Consider the following 1,242-nt stretch of genomic DNA (forward strand, 5'->3'; position numbering starts at 1 on the left):
GCTTAGGCAAAAACGAAAAAGGGCGTCCCGAGGGACGCCCTTTCTTTGGATATTCGCTGGCGCGACTTACTCGATGATTTTCGAGACGACGCCGGCGCCGACGGTGCGGCCACCTTCGCGGATCGCGAAACGCAGGCCGTCTTCCATCGCGATCGGAGCGATCAGCTCGACGGTGAAGCCAACGTTATCGCCAGGCATAACCATCTCGGTGCCAGCTGCCAGCGTCACGGTGCCGGTCACGTCAGTTGTACGGAAGTAGAACTGCGGACGGTAGTTCGCGAAGAACGGGGTGTGACGACCGCCTTCTTCCTTGGTCAGGATATAGGCTTCGGCTTCGAACTTGGTGTGCGGTGTAACCGAACCCGGCTTACACAGAACCTGGCCACGCTCAACGCCGTCACGGTCGATACCGCGCAGCAGCGCGCCGATGTTGTCGCCCGCTTCACCGCGATCCAGCAGCTTGCGGAACATTTCAACACCGGTACAGGTGGTTTTCTGAGTGTCGCGGATGCCGACGATTTCAATCTCGTCGCCAACGTTGATCACGCCACGCTCAACACGACCGGTCACAACGGTACCACGGCCCGAGATCGAGAACACGTCTTCAACCGGCATCAGGAACGGCTTGTCGACTTCACGCTCAGGAGTGTCGATGTAGTCATCAACAGCCGCCATCAGTTCCTTGATTTTCTCTTCGCCGATTTCCGGGTTGTTGCCTTCCATCGCGGCCAGAGCCGAACCTGCGATGATCGGAACATCGTCGCCGGGGTAGTCGTAGCTGGACAGCAGTTCGCGAACTTCCATCTCAACCAGTTCCAGCAGCTCTTCGTCGTCAACCTGGTCCACTTTGTTCATGAACACGACCATCTTCGGGATGCCAACCTGGCGGCCCAGCAGGATGTGCTCGCGGGTCTGCGGCATCGGGCCGTCAGCTGCGTTCACAACCAGGATCGCGCCGTCCATCTGGGCAGCACCGGTGATCATGTTCTTGACGTAGTCGGCGTGGCCGGGGCAGTCGACGTGCGCGTAGTGGCGGTTGTCGGTCTCGTATTCCACGTGGGCGGTCGAGATGGTGATGCCACGTGCTTTTTCTTCAGGCGCACCGTCAATCTGGTCATACGCTTTGAAGTCACCGAAATACTTGGTGATTGCTGCGGTCAGCGTGGTCTTGCCGTGGTCAACGTGGCCAATCGTGCCGATGTTGACGTGCGGTTTTGTACGCTCAAACTTTTCCTTTGCCAT

Annotated in this window: 1 protein-coding gene; it reads right to left on the reverse strand. The window is 58.5% G+C overall.

The genetic code is table 11. The features are described from left to right. Nucleotides 1-66: 66 nt before the first annotated feature. The coding region (gene tuf / locus ACR0CW_RS23130) for an elongation factor Tu (RefSeq protein ID WP_170337277.1) at nt 67-1,242 on the reverse strand (1,176 nt) is incomplete at its 5' end.

This window comes from Ruegeria sp. CH6, from assembly GCF_056537005.1.